This is a genomic window from Nocardia jinanensis (genome assembly GCF_014645735.1).
GTDB lineage: Bacteria > Actinomycetota > Actinomycetes > Mycobacteriales > Mycobacteriaceae > Nocardia > Nocardia jinanensis.
In genome coordinates this window covers 831,066-852,391 of the sequence record NZ_BMMH01000001.1, presented here as the reverse complement: position 1 = coordinate 852,391, position 21,326 = coordinate 831,066, and the positions used below count along the sequence as shown (strand labels likewise).

Sequence of the window (21,326 nt, the reverse complement as noted above, 5' to 3'; positions counted from 1 at the left end):
GAGGAGATCCCATGCCCAAAGGGGTGCCCGAGCAAGTCCCCGACGACGGCCTGACCACGCGCCAGCGGCGCAATCAGCCGGTGCTCGCCGTGCACACCGGTCCGGGTAAGGGTAAATCCACCGCCGCCTTCGGGATGGCGCTGCGCGCCTGGAACCAGGGTTTCGACGTGGCCGTGTTCCAGTTCGTGAAGAGCGCCAAATGGAAAGTCGGGGAGGAAGCGGCCTTCCGGGAACTCGGCCGGCTGCACAGCGAGACCGGCGTGGGCGGGCCGGTGCAGTGGCACAAGATGGGCGAGGGCTGGTCGTGGACACGCAAACAGGGCACCGAAACCGATCACGCCGCCGCGGCGCTGGCCGGCTGGCAGGAGATCGCGCGCCGGTTGCGTGCCGAGGAGCACCGGTTCTATGTCCTCGACGAATTCACCTATCCGCTGAAATGGGGATGGGTCGATATGGCGGAGGTCATCGATACGCTGCGGAACCGCCCGGGTAACCAGCATGTCGTGATCACCGGCCGGGACGCACCGCCGGAACTCGTGGACGCGGCCGATCTGGTGACCGAGATGACCAAGGTGCGCCACCCCATGGACGCCGGTCGCAAGGGCCAGCGGGGTATCGAATGGTGACGCGGACCGGGGCACCCGACGGTGGCCCCGGGACGGGGTGCGCTGCCCGCCGTCCGGCCGGGGACCGCGTGCGATGACCGCCGCACCGGGAGTCGTGCTCGCCGCGCCGGCGTCCGGCAGCGGGAAGACCACTGTCGCGACCGGACTCATCGGCGCGCTGCGCCGCGCGGGCCGCCGGGTCGCTCCGTTCAAAGTGGGACCGGATTACATCGACCCCGGCTACCACGGCCTCGCCGCCGGACGGCCCGGCCGCAATCTCGATCCCGTGCTGGTCGGACACGACCGGATCGCCCCGCTCTACCGGCACGGTGCGCGCGGGTGCGATATCGCGGTGGTGGAGGGCGTGATGGGCCTGTTCGACGGACGGATCGACGAACAGGCCGTCGATCCGGTCGCGGAGGGCTCGACCGCCCAGGTGGCGAGCCTGCTGGGCCTACCGGTGATCCTGGTCGTGGACGCGCGCGGCCACAGCCAGAGCCTGGCCGCGCTGCTGCACGGGTTCGCCACGTTCGATACCGGTGTCCGGCTGGGCGGGGTGGTGCTCAACAGGGTCGGAAGTGCGCGGCACGAACAGGTGCTGCGCGCCGCCTGCGACCGGGTGGGCCTACCGGTGCTCGGCGCGCTGCCCCGGCTGGCCGAGCTCGAGGTCCCGTCCCGGCATCTGGGCCTGATCCCGGCGGTGGAGCACGGAGTCGCCGCGATGCGCGCGGTGGAGGCGATGACCGATCTGGCTGCCCGGCATATCGACCTCGCCGCGGTCGCCGCCCTGGCCGTCGCGCCGGAGTCCGGGCCGAGCTGGGACGCGGCACAGGAAATCGCGGACGACGCACCGCCGCCGGACGGACCGGATCCGGTGATCGTGGTGGCCGGCGGGCCCGCCTTCACATTCGGTTACGCCGAACACCGGGAACTACTCACCGCCGCGGGCGCCCGGGTCGCCGTATTCGATCCGCTGCACGACACACTTCCGGCCGAGGCCGCGGGGCTCGTGCTGCCCGGCGGATTCCCGGAAGAGCACGCGGGCACGCTGGCGGCCAATACCGGATTGCGTGCCGCGGTGGCGGATCGAGCCCGGGAGGGCCTGCCGATCCATGCCGAATGTGCCGGGCTGCTGTACCTCACCAGATCTCTCGACGGCCATCCGATGGCCGGTGTGCTCGACGCGGCCGCCGAATTCGGACCACGCCTCACCCTCGGCTACCGAGAGGCGGTGGCGCTGGGTGATTCGCCGCTGTGGCGGGCCGGTGAACGGGTGCGTGGCCACGAATTCCACCGGACCCGGCTGGTGGAAACCGGGGGTGCCCCGCCCGCCTGGGGGTGGCGTACCGCCGGCGACCGGGTGCGCGAGGGCGCCGTGGTGCACGGGGTGCACGCGTCGTACCTGCACACCCATCCGGCCGGGAACCCGATCGCGGTGCGCCGGTTCGTGGCCGCCGCGCGCGCCCATCAGCGCGCACGTACCGCCGCACGCGCCCGGTGACCCGGGAACACCGCGAGCTCGTGGCGCCGCATTCGGGGAAGCTCGCGGTCGGCTTGGGTCTGCGCCCGGGTATGTCGGCCGATCGGATCCTCGCGGCATTGACCGAGTCTCTTCCGGGGCAGCGGATAGGCTGCCTCGCCACTCTGGACCGCCGCGCCGGCGAACCGGGCCTCCTCGATGCCGCCGCAGCGCTGGGCGTGCCGTTGCACAGTTATTCGGCTGAGCGGATAGCGCAGGTGCCGGTGCCGAACCGGTCGGAACGGGTGGTCGCCGCGCTGGGAATTCCGGGTGTGGCCGAAGCCGCGGCGCTGCTCGCCGGTACCGGGCCGTTGCTGGTGCCGCGACAGGTGGTCGGGGGCATCGTGGTCGCCGCGACCGCCCTGCGCGGCTGACCGGTACGCCGGCGTCGTCGTAGACCTCGACAGCTAGGGCGCCACCGACAGTAGATCCGCGAAACCGGTGGGATCGTGCCGGCCGACGCTCGCGTGTTCGAACAGTCCCCATCCTTCGGCGTCACCGCAGCGGGCGTGCGCGATATGGTCGGTCACGCCCCACGGGATCCGCCCGGCGATCGCCGGATCGGTCAGGTCGTAGCTGTTGGCCCACGACCAGTCGCGGCCCTTCCACTGCCCGTGCTGCCAGTCCGGGTCGCCGCCGTAACCGCAGCCGATGTGCAGCGGTATTCCGGTGACGGTGCGGATATCGATGGTCAGCGGTTTGCCGTCGGGAGTGCGCAGTTCCAGGCTCGCACTTTCTGGATGGCGGGTCCCGGACCGATAGTCGATGGTGATCCGCGGCCAGCCCAGTTGTTCGACCGAACCGTCCGGGAACACCCGGACGGCGTCGTTGAGGGTGCGGTATCCGTCCGGGTTCTCCTGGATGATCACCACCACCGCGAAATCGTCGAAACGCAGCGGTACGTACAGCCACCAGAATCCGCCGGACCCTTCGGTGGCCGCCCGGCCGGGTGGTTCGGCCTCGCCGACGGGACGGATCCCCCAGGACCGGTCCCGGGTTCCCGTCCAGATCGCCGGATCGACCGCGATATCCTCGCCGCCCACCGCGATCGTGCCCTCCCACGCGCCTACCTGTGCGAACCGGGAAGCGTCCAGGGTCGGGCGATTACCGGCGAGCATGACGTGCGGTTGCTCCTGGATCGCGGGGAAGGCGCCGGTCCAGGTGAGGTCCAGGCCCAGATCTTCGTGATCACAGACCAGCCGGATCCGGCGCAGTGGTTCCACGACCTCGATCCGGTATCCGCCGACCGCCATATCCAGGCTCCGGTCGGTGCGGGCGTCGGAGAACCGCACCGAGGTGATCTCGTCGCCGCGGCGCAGCGCCGCGTACGCGTCGACGACGCCGAGATTGGGGTACACCCCGAATCCGGTCACCAGCATGAGGGCGCCGTCGCGGTTGTGCGCGTTGAAATAGCTGCGGTCGTAGAAGTTGCGATCACTGGACGCGGCCCGGGCGATGGGCAGCGGCGTCTGGTGGATCGGATACTCGTCCAGCGGACCCGGTGCTGTGGCCGGGGTGTGGGCGGTGGTTTCGCTCATCTCAGTCCCATCCGTAGGTGCCGTCGAGCATGGCTTCCAGGGTGGCGCGGTGCATGATGTAGTCGTCGCGCTCCGCCGGTGCGGTGTCCTCGCCCATATGGATCATGCGGCGTTTGATGCGGGCCATGACGATCGCGTGCCGCAGCGCGGAATAGGTGAGGTAGAAATCCAGGTCCCGGACCGTGTGGCCGCTGACCTTCTCGTAGTGCGCCACGACCTCGTCGCGGCGCAGGAAATCGGGGAGACCGGGAAAATCGAATCCGGTGGCGATGTCCTGGAAGAAGCGGTGCAGGAAGATCATCCACGCCAGATCGAGCTCGCGCGGGCCCAATGCGGCCATCTCCCAGTCCAATACGGCGATCGGGGAGAACTCGTCGTAGATGATGTTGCCGGGCCGGGCGTCGCCCCAGCTCAGTACATCGGGACCCGGGTCGTCGGGGAAGTTGCGATCCAGCCAGTCGAAAGCGCGCTCGATCAGCGGGATCTCGTATCCGTCGGCGGCCAGTGCCCAGTCGTACCAGGCGCGGTTCGCGTCGAGATGGCGGCGCAGCGCGGTGCCCGGTCCGTCGAGCTCCGGGAACCGTTGCGCCGGATCGGGTAGCGCGTGGATGCGGGCCAGGATATCGAGGGTGTTGCGGGTGAGTTCGGCCCGCTCGGCGGGTGTGGCGTCGTAGAGCCAGCCGGCGAAGACGTAGGGCGGGTTGTCTCCCGGGATCCGTCCCGGTACCCGGTCCATCACGAAGAACGGCGCACCGCAGGCCGCGCTGTCGGTTTCCAGCCAGCGCAACCGCGGTACCGGGACGTCGGTCGCGGCGGCGACCTCGGTGATGACGCGGTACTGCAGTTCCAGATCGTATTTCTCGAAGACCGGGAACGCGCCCTCCTCCGGGATCATCCGCGCGACGAAGGCACCTTCGCCGGGCTCGCCGCCGGATTTCCACTGCGCGTCGAACAGTACCGAGGCGCTGGACAGGCCCCCGGACAACGGGCGCCGCAGGCCGCTGATCACCGGCGGTTCGTCGGCTCCGACCCGCTGCCGTAGCCATTCGGCGAGCTGCCCGGCCAGCGAATCCAGATCACGTTCGCTGGTGGTGAGCCGCATATGTTCGGTGGGGTTCACATCGTCGGGCATCATCGTCCTCCTGACGCCATCCGGCCTCGGCGCGGAGACCGGCCCACCACCATTTCGGTGACACGCCATCGGGCCGCCCGCGTGCGGGAACTGTAACGTGTTTCAGTCCGGGTCGGGACCGATTCGGCGGATCACCGGCCTGTGGGAACCCCGCGTATCGGCCCGCGGACGCGGCAGGCCGACCATAATCCCTTCGACGACCGGGATGATGTGGCGCGCGGGAGGCCAGGGATGAACGTGACGGGGCATCGGCGGAGTGCGGGCACGCCCGGTGCGGCCACTTCGTATCGGTCGATCGGCGGGCGACGGTGAACCGCCTGCGCAACGGGTTCGCCGTTCTCGTGGCGGCCGGGTCGCTGCTGGTACTGGGGGCGGCGGTACGTCCCCTGTTCGTCGACGACCCGGCGGCACCGGAGATCCTGTCCGCCACGGAGATCGGTTTCGTCCAGGATATGGCCGCCCATCACCATCAGGCATTGGTGATGGTGCAGCGGCTCGATCCCGGCGCCGGACCCGCGGTGCAGGGGCTGGCCCGCCAGATCGAGGACACTCAGCTCGCCGAGATCGGCACCCTGCTGGGCTGGCTGCGGCTGGCCGGCGCACCGGTGGCGGGCTCCGAACCGATGAGCTGGATGCCCGGGCAGACCCACGATCACCACGCCGCACCCGATCCGAGCGCGGCCGCCATGCCGGGAATGGCCACCCGGACCGAACTCGATACGCTGTCGGCCGCGCGCGGTCGCGATGCCGCCGTCCAGTTCCTGCGACTCATGCAGCGTCACCACGAGGGCGGTATCGCCATGGCACGGGTAGCCGACGCGCTGCTCACCGAGGGAGTGGTGAAACAGGTGGCCCGGGAGATGATCACCGAGCAGACCCAGGAGTCCGGGCTGATGGCGCTGTTGCTGGCGCAACTGGAAGCGAGTCCGCCGGGCTGAGGCGGAATGAACGTCCACCGGTACGGGTTGCTCGTGATCATGAGCGCTATCTCGTTGCCCGACACCGTCAAGCAGTACATCGACGATGCCAAGTTGTACGTCACCGTGGCCACCATCGGCCGGGACGGACACCCGCATCTGACCGTCACCTGGATCGACCGGGACGGCGACGAATTGCTCTACTCCACCACCACAGACCGGGTGCAGGGCAAGAACCTGGCGCGGGATCCGCGCATCTCGGTACTGATCATCCCGCCGGACAACCCGTACATCTACGCGGAGATCCGCGGGACCGCCACGCTCACCCCGGACCCCGAAATGCTGGTCGGGGACCGGATGTCGATCAAGTACACCGGTAAGCGCTACGCCGATTTCAACCCGGCGGCGGCGGACGACGGCCCCCGGGTGGCGGTGCGGATCACCCCGACCAAGATCACCGGGAGACTGTGACCGCCCGCAACCCAGAGGACTGTCACTCCAGATGGTCAGCGTACGAGGGCTCCGCACGCGCCGCGGAGACGGCGCCATGAACACAGCGGGACCCGCTCCGTTCCGGAGTGACAGCGCGAGGAGCGCAGCGACTGAGCGGTGCAGTCGGCCGTCCCTGTACCGGACGACCATCGAGCACCGACAGAGTCGTGAACCTCCCCAGGCGATCAAGGGTCACGACAACACACACCTCTCACCTCTCGCCTACTCCGGATGGTCCGCCTTCATAGGCGGGGCCCGCCCCGGTTCTGGAGCGACGTAGCGAAGGAGCGCAGCGACTGAGCGAAGGAGTGAAGAACCGGGGTTGACAGGGCCCCGCCCAGCGGCGCCGAAGGCGCCGCAAACAAACACAGCCTCAGGCGGCCTGCGCCTCGTCCTGGGCGTGCTGGGCGCGGGCGACCTCCTGCGCGGTATAGCGCAGGGTCAGCGCGATGAGGCCCACCAGCAACCCGCCGATGGCCGCCACCAGCAGGGCGAGCGTGTAACCGTCACCGAGCGCGGTGATCTCCGCGGCCGTCATCTCGGCCGGTTTCTTGTTGGTTCCGCCCTCGGACAGCGTCCGGGAGGCGGCGATCGGGGTGAGCACACCGATGGCGATGGGCGTACCGAGGTTCAGGAACATCTGGCCGATCGCCGAGAGCGGGCCGATCTCGTCCGGCGGAACCCCGACCAGTACGCACAGTGGGATGAGCACCATGGCGATCCCGATCCCGAAACCGATCACCGAGAAGAGCGGCAGCAGCGTGGACCAGTAACCCACGTCGGCGTCCAGTGTCGAGCCGTAGCCGAGGCCGGCCATGAGCACCACAGCCGCGCCGGACAGCAGCCACCGGGGCGCGATATGCAGGGCCAGCCGGGTGGCCACCGCACTGCCCAGGCCGACGCCGACGGTGAACGGGATGAACGAGACCCCGGCCACCAGCGGGCTGTACCCGACCACGTTCTGCACGAACAGACCCGCGAAGTAGGTGGTGGCGCCCAGGATGCCGCTGGCGAGCAGGATCACCACGAAAGTGGATACGCGGTCGCGGCTGTCGAACAGAGTCCACGGCAGCAGCGGGTTGTCCACCGACCGCTCCGCGAAAACGAAAACCGGCAACAGTACCGCGCCCGCGATCAAGGTGCCGTAGACCAGCGGGTCGCCCCAGCCGAGTTCCGGTCCCTCGGTGGCGCCCCAGACGATCAGGGCGCATGCCAGGGTTCCGAGGAACGCGCCGCGCACATCCAGCGTGAGACGGTGATGGTCGGTATCGCGGAGCGCGTACAGCGCGCCGATCACGATGAGCGCGCCGATCGGCACATTGATCAGGAAGATCCACCGCCAGCTGGCCTCGGTGAGTGCCCCGCCGATCACCAGCCCGCCGACCGAGCCCAGCGCGACCATCGATCCGAAGATGGCGAAGGCCTGGTTGCGTACTTTTCCTGGGGCGAAGGTGCTGGCTACCAACGCGAACGCGGTGGGGGCGGCGAGCGCGGCGCCGGTGCCCTGGAAGGCGCGCGCGGCGACCAGCATCTCTTCGCTCTGCGCCAGGCCACACAGCATCGAGGCCAGCGTGAACAGGCCCACCCCGAGCACGAACATCCGGCGCCGGCCGAACGAATCGCCGATCCGCCCGCCGAGCAGCATCAGGCCCGCGAACGGAAGTCCGTAGGCGGTGATGGTCCAGGCGCTGCCCGAACTGGACAGGCCCATCTCCTCCTGCAGTTTCGGCAGCGCCAGGATCACCACGGTGCCGTCCAGCACCACCATCAGCTGTAACCCGCTCAGCACGAGAATGGCGAGGCCGAAGGCCCGTTTCGTTACCGGATACCGGGTAGCTGGGGGGTTATCGAGCACAGTGGGTCACTGTAACCGACGGTCGCCGGTCGCTATCGCCACGGCGCCGAACCCGGCCGTGGGCCCGATCACAATGATCGCGGGCGGCCGGATACCTTCGGCGCGGACACGTTCGGCCACATCGGCGAGCGTGGCCCGCAGTACCCGCTGGCCACGCAGGGTCCCCTCCTGGATCACGGTGGCCGGGGTGTCAGCGGCCCGGCCACCCTCGCGCAGGACCGCGGCGAACTGTTCGATTCGCTCCACCGCCATCATCAGGACCAGGGTGCCGCGCAGCCGGGCCAGTGCCGGCCAGTCCACCAGCGAATCCGGATGGTCCGGCGGGATATGGCCGCTGACCACCACGAATTCATGAGTGACACCGCGGTGGGTCACCGGGATACCGGCGGCCGCCGGAACCGAGATCGGACTGGTGACCCCGGGCACCACGGTGACCGGCACTCCGGCGTCGACACAGGCCTCGAGTTCCTCGTAGCCGCGTCCGAACACGTAGGGATCGCCGCCCTTGAGCCGGACCACGAACTTGCCCGCCCGCGCGCCCTCGACGAGGGCTTCGTTGATCGCCTCCTGTGCCATCGCGCGCCCGTAAGGGATCTTGGCCGCGTCCACCACCTCTACATCCGGTCCCAGCTCGGCCAGGAGTTCCGGCGGGGCCAGCCGGTCGGCCACCACCAGATCGGCGCGGGCCAGCAACCGGCGGCCACGCACCGTGATCAGATCCGGATCGCCGGGACCACCGCCTACCAGCGCGACGCCCGGTGTCATCGGTGTCGCATCGTCGGTGACCACGCCCGATTGCAATGCCTCGAGCAGGGCGGTGCGGACAGCGGCGGACCGCCGATGCCTGCCACCGGCGAGCACACCCAGGGTCATCCCGTCGTAGCGGGCGGTGGCCGGGGTGACCGCCGTTCCGGACTGCGCGTGATCGGCGCGGACACAGAAGATCCGGCGCCGGGTCGCCGCCGCGACGACGGCGGCATTGGTCTCGGGTTCGTCGGTGCAGGCGATGGCGTACCAGGCGCCGTCGAGATCGCCGTCGGTGTAATCACGCAGGGTGAGGGTGATCTGCCCGGCGGTGGCCATCGCCTCGACCGCGGGAGTGGCCGCACGGGTGATCACCTCGACGGCGGCGCCGGAGGCGATGAGCAGGCCCAAGCGGCGCTGTGCGACTGTGCCCCCGCCGACGACGACGACGCGCCGCTCGTTCAGATCGAGACCCACCAGGTAGTTGGAGTCCCCGGCGGACAGGTTGTCGGTATCGGCTGACGTGTTCGGCACAAGGCTCGAGCCTACGGCCCGGCACGGTGTGCGCCACAGCCGCCCGCCGCGGGCCCGGCGCAGGTCGCGGCCCGGCCGCACCGATCAGGTGAGGACGACCAGCTCGGTATCGGAGGCGATTTCGATACGCAAACCGGCTCTGCCCGCGACCCGGGCGACAGCGCGGATATCGGTGGGGTCGGCCCGGGTGAGTACCAGGGCACGGGCCAGCAGGCCCTTGTGGTGCTTGTTGAAGTGGCTGACCACGCTGCGCGATCCGTCGGGAGCCTCGGTGAGCACCGTCGCGGTGACCGCCCCCGGCACCCGTCCCAGTTGCTGGTAGGTGCCCGAACGGAGGTCCACGACCAGTTCGTCGCCGGCCGCCGCGCGCAGGGCCGGGCCCAGGTGGTCACGCCAGACGGCAGCCAGTGTCGGGCGGCCCGGCAGTTTCGATCCGCCCGACAGCCGGTAGGCGGGGATGGGATCGCCGGCGCGGACCGCGCCGAAAAGGGCCGAACCCACCGCGATCCGGTCCACAGCTTTGGCGCGCTGTGCTTTCGTGAACGAACCGGCGCCCAGCGCGTCGTAGAGGACACCTGTGTAGCGCTCCAGCGCGGGGCGGGTCGGGGAGGTGCGGACCGCGGCGTTGCGGGCCAGCTCGGTATCGGAGTTCTTGCCGAGTCCGAGCGCGACCCGGGACGCCTCCGGATCACCGGCCAGGGTGACCAGATCGCCGACCAGCCGATCGCGGATCTCGGTGAGCGAGCCGAACGCCAGCGCGGACAGATCCAGCGGGCCGCCGGAACCACCGTCGGATTTCGTTTCGGAAGGAGGGAGCAGCACCAGCACGACCGGTTACGGTACCGGTCGTCGCCCGGCGCGCCCGCCTGCCCCGGCGGCGCGGATCGGGGTGTCGCGGCTGGGTCGTACGGTCACCGTCACAGCCGTGCCCGCCACCGGTAATCGAGTGTGGCCGGCGAACGCACAGGGGCTACGCTGGGCAACCGTGATCACCCGCCTCTCCCGACTGTTCCTCCGTACGTTGCGCGACGACCCCGCCGACGCCGAGGTGCCCAGCCACAAGCTGCTGGTGCGCGCCGGCTATGTGCGCCGGATCGCGCCGGGTGTGTACTCGTGGCTGCCGTTGGGCCTGCGGGTGCTGCACAAAGTGGAGGAGGTCGTGCGCGAGGAGATGAACGCCATCGGCGCGCAGGAGATCTCGCTACCCGCGCTGTTGCCGCGCGACCCTTATGAGGCCACCAACCGCTGGACCGAGTACGGCGACGCCTTGTTCCGGCTGCAGGACCGCAAGGGCGCGGACTATCTGCTCGGCCCGACTCACGAGGAACTCTTCGCCCTCACCGTGAAGGGTGAATACAACTCCTACAAGGATTTGCCGGTCACCCTCTACCAGATCCAGGCCAAATACCGTGACGAGGAACGCCCGCGCGCGGGTATCTTGCGCGGCCGCGAGTTCATCATGAAGGACTCCTATTCCTTCGACCTGGACGAGGACGGGCTGAAGGCCAGTTACAACGCGCACCGCGAGGCCTACCAGCGCATCTTCGACCGGCTCGGCGTGAAGTACGTGATCGTCGCCGCGACCTCCGGCGCGATGGGCGGCAGTGCCTCCGAGGAGTTCCTCGCCGACAGTCCGGTCGGCGAGGACACCTACGTCGTATGCCGGGAGTCCGGGTACGCCGCCAATGTGGAGGCCGTGGTCACCGCGGCGCCCGAACCGCTGCCCCTCGAGGGACAGCCCGAAGCGCAGGTGCACGACACCCCGGACACCCCGACCATCGCGACGCTGGTGGATTGGGCGAACGGGGCGGGGATCGCCGAACGCTACGGCCGCCCGGTCACGGCGGCGGACACCTTGAAGAACGTCATGGTGAAACTGCGCCACCCCGATGGCAAGACCGAGATCATCGGTATCGGTGTGCCCGGTGATCGTGAGGTCGACGACAAACGGCTCGGCGCATCGGTCGAACCCGCCGAGGTGGAACTACTCACCGACGCGGATTTCGCCGCCAACCCGTTCCTGGTGAAGGGTTACATCGGCCCGAAGGGTTTGCAGGCCAACGGTATCCGGTATCTGGTCGATCCCCGGGTGGTCAGCGGTACCTCGTGGATCACCGGCGCGGACGCACCCGGCGAACATATCGTCGGTCTGGTGGCCGGTCGTGATTTCACGCCGGACGGCACCATCGAGGCCGCGCAGGTGCGCGACGGGGACATATCGCCCGACGGCCGCGGTCCGCTGGTCTCGGCGCGCGGTATCGAGATCGGCCACATCTTCCAGCTGGGTTACAAGTACACCGACGCGTTCGAGGTCGATGTGCTGGGGGAGAACGGCAAACCGGTGCGGCTGGTGATGGGTTCCTACGGGGTAGGTGTCTCGCGCATGGTCGCGGTCATCGCCGAACAGCAGCACGACGACAAGGGCCTGCGCTGGCCCGCCGAGGCCGCCCCGTACGACCTACACGTGGTGATCGCCAACAAGGACGAGGCAGCCCGGGCCGGGGCCGAGGATGTGGTCTCGGCCTTGAACGCGCAAGGTCTCGACGTTCTCTTCGACGACCGCACCGCCTCGCCCGGAGTGAAGTTCAAGGACGCCGAATTGCTCGGTATGCCCTACGTGCTGGTGATCGGCCGGGGCTGGGCCGAGGGCAAGGTGGAGTTGCGCGACCGGTTCACCGGGGAAACCGAGGATGTTCCCGCCGATTCCGTGGTCGAGGTGGTGCTCGCGCGGGTCCGCGGCTGATAGCAGTTCCGCTCGCCGAGCGAACGGTCAGTTCTTCGTGGCCCGCTCGGCGAGCTGCTGCGCGGCCGCGCGAACGGCCGCCGGTGCGTCCTGCTCGCCGGTGATCGAATAGCTGATGATCGCGCCTTCGTGCAGGCTCAGCAGTTGTATCGCGAGTTGCTCCGGCGCCGCCGCCCCCGCGGCGGCCGCGTGGTCGCGGAAGAAGTCGCGCAGCCAGGTCTTCTCGGCGACGATCACCTGCCTGCCCGGATGATCCGGTTCGGGCAGTTCGGCGAACGCGTTGATGAAACTGCATCCTCTGCTGCTGTCCGGTAGCCATTCGGGGAGGACGTCGAATGGAGTCAGTAACCGGCGGAGGGGGTCGGTCTCCTCGGTGAGGTGTGCGTCGATGCGGGCCCGCCAGCGACGGTCGCGATCTTCGAGATAGATCACCAGCAAGCCGTCCTTGGAACCGAAGCGGTCGTAGAGGGTCCGCTTGGTGACGCCGGATTCGGCGGCGATGGTGTCGACACCGACGGCATGGATACCGCGCGCGTAGAAGAGTTCGGCGGCGGTGTCCAGGATGCGCCGTGCCGCCGGTGTCAGTTTCGTTTCCCCGTGGTGCGCTGTGCCGGACATATCCAACTCCTTGCCTTCACAGACCTGTGTACCTATCGTATAGGAAGCAAGACTTTACAGATCTGTGTAGTGGAGGTCGATATGCAGCAGCGCACGATGCGGGGTCTGATCGGGTTCGCCCGCGATTTCGCGTACGGGGTGCATGCGGGCCATGGGATACGGCACGGTGTGCCGCAGGCGAACGGAGCCGATTGTGCGGGCGGCGACGACCCGTCCGATCGCGTCCGGGCCGAGCCGGTCGAATCCGGGCGGCGGCCCACCGCGGGCGGGTTTCAGGTCTGAGACGTGAATCGCTCGGCCGGGGCTCGGTCGAGCGATCGATATCGAATGGCGCCCGCGGTCCGGGGATCGCGCCACGGTCCGCCGGATGCGGTCAGGGCCGGACGAGGCCGGCGCCCTCCAGTAGGTCTCTGGTGTGCGCGGCGAGTCGCTCCGCCGCAATAGGGTCGAACGGGTCTCCTTCGACGTGGACCGGGGTGTCCTGCATGTATGCGGAAAGCGGTACTGCGGGCGGGGAGTCGAGATGTCGCATGATCCGGGTGACGGCGGTGGTTACGGGTTGCCCACGGCGCCGCATCCCGGCGACGGTTGCCGCATCGGCCGCGGAATAGGAGCCGGTGAATCCGGTGGCGGTCAGTCCGGGGTGTAGCAGCAGATAGCGGATGCGACTGTCCGGGTGGGCTCGTGTGAACGCGACCGCGAGCAGGTCGCTGAGTTTGCCGCACTGGTGCATGACCGCGTCCGGATCATAGGAGCGTGCGGACTGCAGATCGTCCCAATCGATCCGGGCGAGGTCACCGCCGGGTCCCGACAGGTCCAGTACGACCGGCGTGGCGGCCCGTTCCAGTTGCTCGGCCAGGCCGTGGCTCAGCAAGTAGCGGCTCAGATAGAAGAGTGCGAAGGAGGCCTCGAACCCTTCCGTGGTCACCGCGCGTGCGGACCGGTAGTAGCGCGCCCCGAGGATCAAGGTGTCGATGACCGGATAGGCGCTGGTCAACCGGTCGAGTACCCGATGGTTCTCGGAGATTAGGCTCAGATCCGCGCGGCGGAATTCGAGGCGATCGGCTGCGTCGAGCCGAGCCGCCGCGCGGAGGAGACCGGTGCCTTTATCGGCGCTCCGGCCGAGGGCTACGACTCGGTCGCCGCGCTCGAGGTGGGTGAGCGCCAGTGCTCTGCCGATGCCGTCGGTGCCGCCCGTGATCACCACGGTTTTCATGAGGACTCCGATCCAGATGCTCGATGCAGACTGATAAGTCTGCATATTTAGACTCATGAGTCTAGCTCGAGCTCGGTGTCGCTATATCCGTGAGTCCGGAAATCTCCCCTGGCGGGTCTAAAATCGGCAGATGTCCACGGCCCGAACTTCCGCCCGTCCCCATGGCCGTGTCGATAAGCAGCAGGCAATACTCGCCGCCGCCTTCACCGTCTTCGCGCGTAGCGGCTACGCGCAGACCCGCGTCGACCAGATCGCCGCCGAAGCCGGGGTGGCCAAAGCGACGGTGTACAGCCATTTCGGTGACAAGGAGCGGGTATTTCGCGAGGCGGTGCGAGCGCTGTCGGAGGCCGCCTCGGCGGCGAATCTGGCCGTGATCGAGGCATTGGCCGAACCGGCCGAGGACCTCGCGGTCACGCTGCGGACTGTGGGCGGGGAACTGGTCCGGTGCTACTGCTCGCCGGAATCGCGGGCACTGCGCCGTCTGGTCTGTGCCGAGGCCGGGCAGTTCCCCGACCTGACCGAAATGGTCGACGATGTGGCTGCCCGGGTCGGCCGAGCACTCGCCGATCGCCTCGCTCGGCTGGCGCTGTCCGGCGCACTCCGTATCGACGACCCTGATATGGCCGCCGCGCAATGGGCTGCCCTGCTCACGGGCCCGCTCCGGACCCGCTACCAGTTCGGAGTCGAAGCGCTGCCCGAATCCGAACTGAACGCGGTGACCGCCGCGGCGGTCACGACGTTCTTGGCCGCTTTCGGGCCCTGAGTTCACCTGAAGCCGGCCGGCGACCGTGCGCCGGGGCGGCGTTACTTGTGCGGGACCCCGGTGACCAGGCCGCCGTCCACCACGAACTCGCTACCGGTGGCGTAGGAGGATTCGTCACTGGCCAAGAAGAGAATGAAGGTGGCGACCTCCGCGGATTCGGCGGGGCGGCCCAGGGGGATCGTCACCAGGTCATCGGGAATGCCCTCGGTCATCGGGGTGCGAATGAGGCCGGGGTGCACGGAGTTCACCCGGATACCGTGCGGAGCCAACTCCAATGCCGCTGATTTCGCCAGACCTCGGACGCCCCATTTGGACGCGACATATCCGTGCGCGAACGGCGCTCCGCGCAGGCCTTCGACGGAGGAGACGTTGATGATCGATCCGCCGCCGGCGGCGATCATGGGCTCGACGGCGGCGCGCATGCCCAAGAAGGTGCCGACCAGGTTCACCTCCAGAACGGCGCGGAACTTCTCCAGGGAGAGTTTCTGCAGCGGAGCGCCGTTCACGATTCCGGCATTGTTCACCAGGACATCGAGCGTGCCGAATTCGGTGACGGCCGTGGTGACGGCGGCATCCCACTGTTCGGGTTCGGTGACGTCCAGCGGCACGTAGCGTGCGGCGGTGCCGATCTCGTCGGCCAGGGCCTTGCCCTCGTCGTGGAGAACATCGCCGATGACGACCTGTGCGCCCTCGGCCACGAGCAGTTTCGCGTGGGCGGCGCCCATCCCCCGCGCGCCGCCACTGATCAGGGCAACTTTGCCGTCTACACGTCCCATGGCGGTGACGCTACCATGAAACTGGAACACGTTCTAGACACTGGTCCGGAGCCGTGCTCAGAGCTGGAAGGCGCCGGTGGAACAGTGATTTCGCCGCCGCGAGCCCCGTATCTAGGAGAATCAATGGCCCAACGCGTCGTCCTCGTCGGCACCGGCAACGCCGGTCGGATCGCCCTGACACAGCTCATCACCGACGAGCGCTTCGAACTCGTCGGGGTATGGGTGTCCAGCCCGGAGAAGATCGGGATCGACGCGGGGGAGTTGGCCGGCCTGGGCATCAGCACCGGGATCAGGGCGGTCGGTGACCTCGACGAGCTGCTGGCCACGCGGCCGGATTGCGCCGTGTACTGCGCGATGGGCGATACCCGGCTGGTCGAGGCGATGGCCGATATCCGCCGCTTCCTCGCCGCCGGGGTGAATGTGGTGGGCACCGCGCCCGGGCTGCTGATGTACCCGTGGGGGACACTGCCGCCGAAATTCTTCGCCGACGTCGAAGCGGCGGCCACGGCGGGGAACGCGAGCCTGTTCGTCAATGGAGTGGACCCCGGTTTCGTCAACGATCTGATCCCGTTCGCACTGGCCTCCACCTGCCGGCAGATCGAACAGGTGCGGTGTCTGGAACTGGCGGACTACGCCACCTACGACGGGTCCACCGTCATGTTCGACGTGATGGGGTTCGGCACAGCCCTCGAGCAGACCCCCATGCTGCTGCAACCGGGTGTGCTGGGTATCGCCTGGGGTGCGGGTATGCGGGCGCTCGCCGCCGGGCTCGGGGTACAGATCGACGAGATCACCGAGACCTACGAGCGTGAACCGGCACCCGAGAGTTTCGAGATCGCGGTGGGCGAGGTCGCGAAGGGCACCCAGGCGGCACTGCGATTCGAGATCACCGGTCATGTGGACGGCCGGCCCGCGATCGTGGTCGAACACATCACCCGGCTGCGCGACGATCTGCGACCCGACTGGGCGCGACCCGCGCAACCCGGCGGGTCCTACCGGGTCGAGATCACCGGCGAACCCTCCTACGCGGTGGATATCTGCCCGTCCAGCCGACACGGGGACCACAACTACGCGGCGATCCTGGCCGGTGTCGGCCGGGTGGTCAACGCCATACCTGCCGTCGTGGCCGCCGAACCGGGTATCCGAACCACCGGTGACCTGCCGTTGTACACCGGCCCCGGACTCACCGCCCCCGCGTGACCGGTGGAACCGTTCCGAGGGATTGGGCGGCGGTCCGGCAACGCACCTAAGCTCGGACAGTGGAGCGTACGAGCCGCTGGCTCGGCGCCGAACCCCCAGGGAAGGTGCGCTTGTATGTATGAGCCCGAACGGTCCGGCCCACGTGAGCCGAACCTGACCGAACTGCGCGAACGGGCCGCGCACGGCGATTCCGACGCCGTCGCGCAACTGCTGGATATCGGGGACGAACGCACCGATGCCGTGGACCTGAGCGAGTACGACCTCGGCGTGGACACCGCGCAGGGCACCGAGGCCGACAAGTAACGGCCCGGCCCCGCGAAACCCATCGGCGACCCGGCCGGAGTACAGATCCATCGGTACTCCGGCCGGGTCGCTTGTAGGGTGGGTCGACATGGGAACCGCTCCGGCTGTCACACCGGAGCGAACGTCTATCCGGAACCGGGCCACGCCCCCGGTGCGAGTAGGGGCTGCGCTGCGGAATCGGCTGCGGGTCCGGGGAGCCACCGTGCTGTGCGCGGCGGGCGCGCTCATCGTGATCCAGCTCGGCATCCGCGTGTGGGTGACCGCGAACGGATACTTCTACTGGGACGATCTGATCCTGGCCGGCCGCGCCGGGACCCTGCCGCTGCTGTCCGGGGATCTGCTCCTGCACGATCACGACGGGCATTTCATGCCGCTGGCCTTCGCGGTGTCCTGGCTGGTCACGGCCATCGCGCCGCTCGACTGGGGTGCGACCGCTGCGGTCCTGCTGATCGGTCAGCTCGCGGCCTCGCTGGCGGTGTTGCGCATGCTGCTGGTGCTGCTCGGCCGGCGCCGAACGCTGCTGGTTCCGCTGGCCTTCTATCTGTTCTGTCCCCTGACGCTGCCGGCCTTCGCGTGGTGGTCCGCCGCTCTCAATGCCCTGCCACTCCAGATCGCGCTCGCCTGGGTGGTGGCCGACGCGGTACTACTGGACCGCACCGGGCGCCGCCGCTACGCGATCTCCGGTGTCCTGGTCACGACCGTGGGGCTGCTGTTCTTCGAGAAGGCGGTCGTGGTGCCGTTCGTGGCGTTTGCCGTGGTGCTGCTGCGGCGCTACGTCGACGGGCGGCGACCGGCGGTACGGGAGGTACTGCGGCGCGGGGTGGGCCTTTGGGGCGGTTCCGCGGCGGTCCTCGGCCTGTGGACGGTGTTCTACCTGGCGGCGGTGGGAATATCGAGCGGCGAGGGCGGCTCTGGAGATCTGGCCCATATGCTCCCCCGCGCGGCCTGGGCCGGTGTGGTGACCGCGCTGCTGGGCGGGCCGTGGGGCTGGGAACGGTGGGTGCCCTCCGCGCCGTGGGCGGTCGCACCGGGCTGGGCGGTCTGGGCGGCGTGGCTGCTGCTGGCCGCCGGGATACTGCTGACGATCCGGGCCCGGCGAGTGGTCTGGCCGGTATGGGTCGCGGCGGTGGTGTACCTACCCGCGGTGCAGATTCCCGTCGTGCTGATGCGCGCCGGACCGAACACCGTCGACGAGCTGATGATGTCGCTACGCTATCTGGCCGACGCCGCGGTGGTCCTCACCGCGGCCGGCGCGCTGATACTGCGGGCCTTCGCGCGTCCGCGCACGGCCACCGGTATCGCCGGCGACCGCGCGCCGCGGTGCGCCGGGGCGTGGTGGCGCGGGCCGGTTCCGGCGACTCTCGTGGTCGCGGTATTCGTCCTGAGCAGCCTCTGGTCGACCTGGACCTTTGCCCACAGCTGGTCCGAGGGACCGACGAAAACCTATGTGACCACCGTGAAATCGGAATTCGCGCACTGGGACGGGTCACCGCTGCTCGCGCAGGAGGTGCCGTGGAACGTGCTGAACCCGACGGCCTACCCGGAGAACGAGGCGGGCCGGGTGTTGTCCTCGATCGCCCCGCCCGGCGCGTTCGCCGCGGCCACCGATCATCTGCGCATGATCACCGACACCGGGGAATTCACCGACGCTCGGGTCTGGTGGAACCGCGGAATCCGCCCGGGACCGGACCCGGACTGTGGTTACCGGATCGGCGGTGACCGCTCGGTCCGTGTCCTGCTCGACGGCCCTATGATCGCCCACGAATGGACGGCCCAGCTCAACTATTTCGCCGACCGCGACGCGGCGCTCACAGTGGGTCTGGAACGCGGTGACCGGGCCGAGGTCCCGGTGCGGGCCGGTTTGAACACGGTCTACGCACGAGTCACCGGAAGTGGGTCGGCCTTGATCGTCCGGAATCGGACGCCGGGATCGGTGGTATGCCTGGGAACGGGGCCCGTCGGGGTCGCGTCGTACTCGTAGCGCGGTTCGGCCGCGACGTGCCACAGCGCCCGGCGCCGACGCGCCGACCAAGGCCATCGAGACCGGGCCGGGGCCGGGTCGCTCGACCGCCGCCGTAGTTTCGCGGGCGATCCCCGTATCCCTCTCTGCCTGCGTGCCGGTCGCCTCCGTGGCGGCCCGGGCGAGACCATCGTCGCGCGAGGGGAGGAGCACTCGCTTCGCCGGGTTCCGCTCGCCGAGACTTCCCACTCCCGGTGGTATCGGCCGGATGTAACGGTGGTTACGTGTCAGGTGTCGCGTGGTGTCCGGGCTCGCGTGCGCGGGGCCGGATTCGTACGGCACCGGCGGCGGGAGGTTTCGTGCACAGTGCAACGGCCTGGGTCATGAAGGCCGGTGGCCCGATGGTGAGGCGGGGCGGTGATGATGACCGAGGACGGTGCATCCGTGGACTCCGTCACCGGAGAGCTCACCACCAGACTCGGGGCGGTCGGGGGAGTCGCCGGTGAGGCGGTCCGGCGCAGCGTCCGGGACGCGGCCGGCGGAGCGCAGACCATCGCACTGCTGGTGGAGGCGGACGCGGCGGGTGCACGGCACGCAGAACCGGCCGATATCGCCGCCCCGGCCGCTCCTGGACCGGCTGCTCCCGGGGTTCCCGGGTCGGCGGAGATCCCGGCTCCGGCGGAACACCCTGCCGGGACCGGTGCGGTCGATCCCTACATGGCCGGTGACCGTCCGGCGCCGGACGCGCCCTCGGATTCCCCCGCGCCCGCTGCGAGTGCTGATCCAGGGGGCGACCGGCCGGGCCCGGATCCGGCCGCGAAACCGCCCGCGGCAGCCGGGAAGCATCAGGACCCGCCCACCGCCCCCGCGCCGGTACCACCCGGGAACGCCGCGGATCCGCCGGGACACGCGCAGCATCCAGCGGCCCCGGCCCCCAGCGCCGACGCCCCGGCCCGGACCGCGGTCGCGCTGCCGCCGATGGACCCGGTCGCCGACGCGAGCTCCGTGGCGGCCGGGCACACCCCCTGGACCCCGGGCGCGGGGACGGAGACGGGGACCGAGCAGGCTACCGGCCATACACCCGGATCCACCCCCTGGAATTCGGGTGCGGGTTCGTCGATGCCCTACCCACCTGGGATGCCGGGTGGGCTGGGTTCGCTGACTCCGCAGGAACGTCCACCGCGTGGGAGCGCGCCCTGGTCGCGCGGCCGCGAGAACAAGGACGGAACAGTGTTCCCCCGCCCCCGGGGCCGGCCCGATCAGCCGGCCTCCACCAACCGCACCGAATGGGCTCCGCCCTGATTCCGTGTCCGGTCAGGGCTGTCCGGGGAACGCGACGGACACCGGTGCGGCACCGGAAGCCGCCTGCCAGGAGGCCCGCCGGCCGGCGGATTCGGTGAGCGCCTCCACCCCCGTGCGCCGGGTCGTCTCGGTAGCAGCGCGTTCCACGACCGCGCGCCAGGCCACTGTGGTATCGGTCTCCACCACGATGGCCAGCTGTGCCGCCGACGCGGGATCGATCACCTCGACGGGCACGGTGTATGCGGGTTCCGCCGGTGGTGCGCTGGTGCCGTCGCCGGTGAGGAGGTCGACTGTGGCATCACGGCGGGCCCGGTGCGCGGCGGTGTGCTCGTTGACCGTGCGCCGCTGCTCCGGGCTCGTATGGGCGGCGATCAGTCCGTAGGCGTAGACCGCCGCGTATTCGGCGTCGAGCGCCTCGCGCAGCGCCTGCTGTTCGGTACCGCTCATACCAGCAGCACCCCTACCTGAACCGCGCAGGAGGCGCTGATCGAGGCGAGCAGCCCGGCCCGATAGCCGGACTGGGTGACGGCCAGATCGGCCGCGGCCCGCTGTGAGGCGGTCAGCTGATCGCGCAGAGAGGCGATACTCGGCGGTGCGTCGGGGGCCGGTGTGGTGGTGGCCGCCGGGGTACGTACGGCGGGGGTCGTACCGTCGCCGTAGACGCCGATCGCCCGATCGATCTCGGTGCGGAGCGCCTGTGCGTGCGCGGTGCGTTCGGCGGCGACAGTGGTGAGCGCATCGGTGCGCTGTGGATCGATCGCGATGGCGGCAGCGGCCGCCGCGGCATCGCTGCGGGCCGAGAACTCCTGGGCGACGAGCACATCCGGTTCGGTGATCGGTTCTTCCGCGCACCCGGCGAGAGCTCCGGCGGCGAACAATCCGACCGTACCGCCCCCCGCGACCCGTAGCGCCGTACGGCGATTCACCCGACGGGCGCCGCCGTACCGGTCGGAGGAGGGGCCGCGGGGATACCCGGCCGCGGGCCGGTCGGTAACGCGCTCGGTCACCGGACCATCGTGCCAGACCGGTGGCGTCACCCCGGTACGGGCACCACCGGGTGGACTTACCGCCGACCACTGGTCCTTTACCTTCTCCGGGCGCGTTACGCT

Annotated in this window: 22 protein-coding genes; 12 read left to right on the top strand and 10 right to left on the bottom strand. The window is 69.5% G+C overall.

Annotated elements, in window-relative coordinates:
- Positions 1–11: 11 nt before the first annotated feature.
- The 3 genes from cobO (at position 12) to IEY68_RS03955 (ending at position 2,498) form a co-directional block, all read left to right on the top strand.
- Entirely contained in the window at positions 12–626 is a 615-nt protein-coding gene (gene cobO / locus IEY68_RS03965; protein ID WP_062996205.1) for a cob(I)yrinic acid a,c-diamide adenosyltransferase, read from the top strand.
- 73 nt (positions 627–699) lie between these two features.
- Complete coding sequence (locus IEY68_RS03960) at positions 700–2,106, top strand: cobyrinic acid a,c-diamide synthase CobB (RefSeq protein ID WP_062996203.1); 1,407 nt, start codon at positions 700–702, stop codon at positions 2,104–2,106.
- Between the two features lie 20 nt (positions 2,107–2,126).
- Positions 2,127–2,498 (top strand): cobalamin biosynthesis protein, encoded by a 372-nt coding sequence (locus tag IEY68_RS03955; RefSeq protein WP_229718583.1) that lies wholly within the window; start codon positions 2,127–2,129, stop codon positions 2,496–2,498.
- A gap of 33 nt (positions 2,499–2,531) precedes the next feature.
- Here the strand turns inward: IEY68_RS03955 and IEY68_RS03950 are convergent, their stop codons facing one another.
- Positions 2,532–3,662: an Rv3169 family protein gene (locus tag IEY68_RS03950; protein ID WP_062996201.1), complete on the bottom strand. Its 1,131-nt coding sequence runs from the start codon at positions 3,660–3,662 to the stop codon at positions 2,532–2,534.
- Between the two features lies 1 nt (position 3,663).
- Positions 3,664–4,797 (bottom strand): phosphotransferase family protein, encoded by a 1,134-nt coding sequence (locus tag IEY68_RS03945; RefSeq protein WP_308434940.1) that lies wholly within the window; start codon positions 4,795–4,797, stop codon positions 3,664–3,666.
- 305 nt (positions 4,798–5,102) lie between these two features.
- Here IEY68_RS03945 and IEY68_RS03940 point away from each other — a divergent pair, with 305 nt between their 5' ends.
- Both IEY68_RS03940 and IEY68_RS03935 read left to right on the top strand, forming a co-directional pair.
- Entirely contained in the window at positions 5,103–5,732 is a 630-nt protein-coding gene (locus IEY68_RS03940) for a DUF305 domain-containing protein (RefSeq protein WP_062996199.1), read from the top strand.
- A 6-nt stretch (positions 5,733–5,738) separates the two neighbouring features.
- The gene (locus IEY68_RS03935; protein ID WP_229718582.1) at positions 5,739–6,182 is read left to right on the top strand and encodes a PPOX class F420-dependent oxidoreductase; all 444 of its coding nucleotides are present in this window, start codon (positions 5,739–5,741) and stop codon (positions 6,180–6,182) included.
- A 394-nt stretch (positions 6,183–6,576) separates the two neighbouring features.
- On the opposite strand, the gene IEY68_RS03930 is transcribed toward IEY68_RS03935, so the two are convergent.
- From IEY68_RS03930 to yaaA, 3 genes are all read right to left on the bottom strand, one after another.
- Positions 6,577–8,058 carry an MFS transporter gene (locus IEY68_RS03930; protein WP_062996192.1) on the bottom strand — a complete coding sequence of 494 codons (1,482 nt, stop codon included), beginning with the start codon at positions 8,056–8,058 and terminating at the stop codon, positions 6,577–6,579.
- A 6-nt stretch (positions 8,059–8,064) separates the two neighbouring features.
- Positions 8,065–9,336 carry a uroporphyrinogen-III C-methyltransferase gene (cobA, locus tag IEY68_RS03925; protein WP_062996190.1) on the bottom strand — a complete coding sequence of 424 codons (1,272 nt, stop codon included), beginning with the start codon at positions 9,334–9,336 and terminating at the stop codon, positions 8,065–8,067.
- An 84-nt stretch (positions 9,337–9,420) separates the two neighbouring features.
- Positions 9,421–10,164, bottom strand: coding sequence for a peroxide stress protein YaaA (gene yaaA / locus IEY68_RS03920; RefSeq protein ID WP_062996187.1), 744 nt, complete (start codon positions 10,162–10,164; stop codon positions 9,421–9,423).
- 157 nt (positions 10,165–10,321) lie between these two features.
- Between yaaA and IEY68_RS03915 the strand changes: the two genes are divergently transcribed.
- Positions 10,322–12,079: a proline--tRNA ligase gene (locus tag IEY68_RS03915; RefSeq protein WP_062996198.1), complete on the top strand. Its 1,758-nt coding sequence runs from the start codon at positions 10,322–10,324 to the stop codon at positions 12,077–12,079.
- Between the two features lie 27 nt (positions 12,080–12,106).
- On the opposite strand, the gene IEY68_RS03910 is transcribed toward IEY68_RS03915, so the two are convergent.
- Positions 12,107–12,697: a TetR/AcrR family transcriptional regulator gene (locus IEY68_RS03910; protein ID WP_062996185.1), complete on the bottom strand. Its 591-nt coding sequence runs from the start codon at positions 12,695–12,697 to the stop codon at positions 12,107–12,109.
- A gap of 81 nt (positions 12,698–12,778) precedes the next feature.
- On the opposite strand from IEY68_RS03910, the gene IEY68_RS03905 reads away from it, so the two are divergent.
- On the top strand, positions 12,779–12,979 hold the full coding sequence (locus tag IEY68_RS03905; protein ID WP_189094017.1) for a hypothetical protein: 201 nt from the start codon (positions 12,779–12,781) through the stop codon (positions 12,977–12,979).
- A gap of 91 nt (positions 12,980–13,070) precedes the next feature.
- Here IEY68_RS03905 and IEY68_RS03900 read toward each other — a convergent pair whose 3' ends face one another.
- Entirely contained in the window at positions 13,071–13,913 is an 843-nt protein-coding gene (locus IEY68_RS03900) for an SDR family NAD(P)-dependent oxidoreductase (RefSeq protein WP_062996181.1), read from the bottom strand.
- A gap of 130 nt (positions 13,914–14,043) precedes the next feature.
- On the opposite strand from IEY68_RS03900, the gene IEY68_RS03895 reads away from it, so the two are divergent.
- Entirely contained in the window at positions 14,044–14,676 is a 633-nt protein-coding gene (locus tag IEY68_RS03895; RefSeq protein WP_062996179.1) for a TetR/AcrR family transcriptional regulator, read from the top strand.
- A 41-nt stretch (positions 14,677–14,717) separates the two neighbouring features.
- Here IEY68_RS03895 and IEY68_RS03890 read toward each other — a convergent pair whose 3' ends face one another.
- Positions 14,718–15,452 (bottom strand): glucose 1-dehydrogenase, encoded by a 735-nt coding sequence (locus tag IEY68_RS03890; protein WP_062996196.1) that lies wholly within the window; start codon positions 15,450–15,452, stop codon positions 14,718–14,720.
- A gap of 123 nt (positions 15,453–15,575) precedes the next feature.
- On the opposite strand from IEY68_RS03890, the gene IEY68_RS03885 reads away from it, so the two are divergent.
- The 4 genes from IEY68_RS03885 to IEY68_RS03870 all read left to right on the top strand — a co-directional run bounded on the left by IEY68_RS03885 (position 15,576) and on the right by IEY68_RS03870 (position 20,217).
- The gene (locus IEY68_RS03885) at positions 15,576–16,652 is read left to right on the top strand and encodes an NAD(P)H-dependent amine dehydrogenase family protein (RefSeq protein WP_062996177.1); all 1,077 of its coding nucleotides are present in this window, start codon (positions 15,576–15,578) and stop codon (positions 16,650–16,652) included.
- 114 nt (positions 16,653–16,766) lie between these two features.
- Positions 16,767–16,955, top strand: coding sequence for a hypothetical protein (locus IEY68_RS03880; RefSeq protein WP_062996175.1), 189 nt, complete (start codon positions 16,767–16,769; stop codon positions 16,953–16,955).
- 88 nt (positions 16,956–17,043) lie between these two features.
- On the top strand, positions 17,044–18,936 hold the full coding sequence (locus tag IEY68_RS03875) for a hypothetical protein (RefSeq protein WP_229718581.1): 1,893 nt from the start codon (positions 17,044–17,046) through the stop codon (positions 18,934–18,936).
- Between the two features lie 423 nt (positions 18,937–19,359).
- Positions 19,360–20,217, top strand: a complete 858-nt coding sequence (locus IEY68_RS03870) for a hypothetical protein (protein WP_189094016.1) — start codon at positions 19,360–19,362, stop codon at positions 20,215–20,217.
- A 12-nt stretch (positions 20,218–20,229) separates the two neighbouring features.
- Here the strand turns inward: IEY68_RS03870 and IEY68_RS03865 are convergent, their stop codons facing one another.
- Positions 20,230–20,664: a ferritin-like domain-containing protein gene (locus tag IEY68_RS03865; RefSeq protein ID WP_062996169.1), complete on the bottom strand. Its 435-nt coding sequence runs from the start codon at positions 20,662–20,664 to the stop codon at positions 20,230–20,232.
- The gene (locus IEY68_RS03860; protein ID WP_308434939.1) at positions 20,661–21,224 is read right to left on the bottom strand and encodes a hypothetical protein; all 564 of its coding nucleotides are present in this window, start codon (positions 21,222–21,224) and stop codon (positions 20,661–20,663) included. Before IEY68_RS03860 ends, IEY68_RS03865 begins: the two co-directional genes overlap by 4 nt.
- Between the last annotated feature and the right edge of the window lie 102 nt (positions 21,225–21,326).

What these genes read in the sequence shown, in the direction of transcription:
- cobO (WP_062996205.1), top strand. Translation starts at nt 12, where the DNA reads ATGCCCAAAGGGGTGCCCGAGCAAGTCCCCGACGACGGCCTGACCACG.
- IEY68_RS03960 (WP_062996203.1), top strand. Translation starts at nt 700, where the DNA reads ATGACCGCCGCACCGGGAGTCGTGCTCGCCGCGCCGGCGTCCGGCAGC.
- IEY68_RS03950 (WP_062996201.1), bottom strand. Translation starts at nt 3,662, where the DNA reads ATGAGCGAAACCACCGCCCACACCCCGGCCACAGCACCGGGTCCGCTG.
- IEY68_RS03945 (WP_308434940.1), bottom strand. Translation starts at nt 4,797, where the DNA reads ATGATGCCCGACGATGTGAACCCCACCGAACATATGCGGCTCACCACC.
- IEY68_RS03935 (WP_229718582.1), top strand. Translation starts at nt 5,739, where the DNA reads ATGAACGTCCACCGGTACGGGTTGCTCGTGATCATGAGCGCTATCTCG.
- IEY68_RS03910 (WP_062996185.1), bottom strand. Translation starts at nt 12,697, where the DNA reads ATGTCCGGCACAGCGCACCACGGGGAAACGAAACTGACACCGGCGGCA.
- IEY68_RS03905 (WP_189094017.1), top strand. Translation starts at nt 12,779, where the DNA reads ATGCAGCAGCGCACGATGCGGGGTCTGATCGGGTTCGCCCGCGATTTC.
- IEY68_RS03900 (WP_062996181.1), bottom strand. Translation starts at nt 13,913, where the DNA reads ATGAAAACCGTGGTGATCACGGGCGGCACCGACGGCATCGGCAGAGCA.
- IEY68_RS03895 (WP_062996179.1), top strand. Translation starts at nt 14,044, where the DNA reads ATGTCCACGGCCCGAACTTCCGCCCGTCCCCATGGCCGTGTCGATAAG.
- IEY68_RS03890 (WP_062996196.1), bottom strand. Translation starts at nt 15,452, where the DNA reads ATGGGACGTGTAGACGGCAAAGTTGCCCTGATCAGTGGCGGCGCGCGG.
- IEY68_RS03885 (WP_062996177.1), top strand. Translation starts at nt 15,576, where the DNA reads ATGGCCCAACGCGTCGTCCTCGTCGGCACCGGCAACGCCGGTCGGATC.
- IEY68_RS03880 (WP_062996175.1), top strand. Translation starts at nt 16,767, where the DNA reads ATGTATGAGCCCGAACGGTCCGGCCCACGTGAGCCGAACCTGACCGAA.
- IEY68_RS03875 (WP_229718581.1), top strand. Translation starts at nt 17,044, where the DNA reads ATGGGAACCGCTCCGGCTGTCACACCGGAGCGAACGTCTATCCGGAAC.
- IEY68_RS03865 (WP_062996169.1), bottom strand. Translation starts at nt 20,664, where the DNA reads ATGAGCGGTACCGAACAGCAGGCGCTGCGCGAGGCGCTCGACGCCGAA.